The organism is Phyllobacterium sp. P5_D12, assembly GCF_054049495.1.
This window is the reverse complement of record NZ_JBFUMG010000840.1, coordinates 1-1,423: the sequence shown is the minus strand read 5'-3', so window position 1 is coordinate 1,423 and position 1,423 is coordinate 1. Positions and strand designations below refer to the sequence as shown.

Here is a 1,423-nt window from a genome sequence, read left to right as displayed (position 1 = left end):
CGCTAAGGCTTATCGCGGGCTTCGTTCCCGCCAATGCTGGCGAGATACGCGTCGGCGGAAAGACCATATCATCAGCGCACTCGACCGTTCCGCCCGAGGGGCGCAACATGTCGATGATCTTCCAGAGCTACGCGCTGTGGCCGCACATGACGGTCTTCGAGAATGTGGCTTACGGCCTGAAGCTGCGGCGTCTTCCACAATCGGAAGTGACCAAGAGYGTCCGGACGATCCTCTCGGCAACGCAACTCCTTCCGCTGGAAAATCGCTATCCGGGCGAACTCTCCGGCGGTCAGCAGCAGCGTGTGTCGTTGGCGCGAGCACTGGTCATCAAGCCCGAAATCCTCCTGCTTGATGAGCCACTTTCAAACCTCGACGCCAATCTGCGCGAGGAAATGCGCTTTGAGATCCGTCGGCTTCACGACGAATTTCGGTACACGACGGTCTACGTGACGCATGATCAGGCGGAAGCCATGACCACCGCCGACATGATCGTCGTCATGAATGACGGCCGTATCGAGCAAGCGGGTTCGCCGGAAGATATCTACGAACGTCCGGAGACTGAATTTGTCGCCCGCTTCATTGGCGGTACCAATATTCTCAGCGGCACCCGCGGCGATAAAGATAGCGTTGTTGGCGAAGGCGGGCTTGTGCTCCGATGCGGCAGCGGCAGTACCGCGGCTTCCGGAAAAACAGCCGTTTCGGTTCGGCATCATGACATCGAACTGTCATCGGCCAAGCCCAAGAGCGCCGACACGAATGTGACTGTCGGCACAGTTACACGGCAAATCTATCTCGGTTCGCACCGGGACTATCTCGTTTCAATCGCTGGTGGAGAAACGGTGCGCACAGTCGCGCCAGTCAACGTTGCGATCCCGGTTGGCCAAGAAGTATGGCTGCATTTCCCACCAGAGAAATGCCGGGCGCTCGCACAATAAGGGAGGAACTATGTATGTGGAAGAAAGCTCTGTCTGCCGCACTATTAGCTACGGGACTGGCGGCCTCACCCACCGCCTGGGCTGAAGCACCGGCGCCCTATCAGATTACCCCCGAGCTCGAAGCAGCCGCCAAGGCTGAAGGCAAGGTGGTATTCTATACCGCTACCGACGTCGCGGTGGCAGAAAAGCTCGCCGAGCTCTTCAAATCCAAGTACCCGGGCATAGCAGTACAAGTAGAACGCGCCGGATCCGAACGCGTCTTCCAGCGCATCGGTCAGGAGTACTCGACCGGCATCTACAATGCCGATGTGATCGAGACTTCCGATGCAGTGCACTTCGAATATTTCAAGCGCCAAGGTTGGCTTGCACCCATGGTGCCRCAGGAAGTGGCCGACAAATGGCCGGCCGATGAGCGTGACCCCGACGGTAACTTCGCCGCCTACCGCGCACATCTATCCGTTATCGCCTACCGTACGGACCTGATGAAG

Annotated in this window: 2 protein-coding genes; both read left to right on the top strand. The window is 58.3% G+C overall.

All coding sequences use genetic code 11. The features are described 5' to 3' along the window. Positions 1-935: ABC transporter ATP-binding protein (locus ACXJ5O_RS26930; RefSeq protein WP_457302584.1), on the top strand; the 935-nt coding region annotated here is incomplete at its 5' end. Between the two features lie 14 nt (positions 936-949). Further along, positions 950-1,423, top strand: a 474-nt coding sequence (locus ACXJ5O_RS26925) for an extracellular solute-binding protein (protein ID WP_457302583.1), incomplete at its 3' end; no start/stop codon positions are given.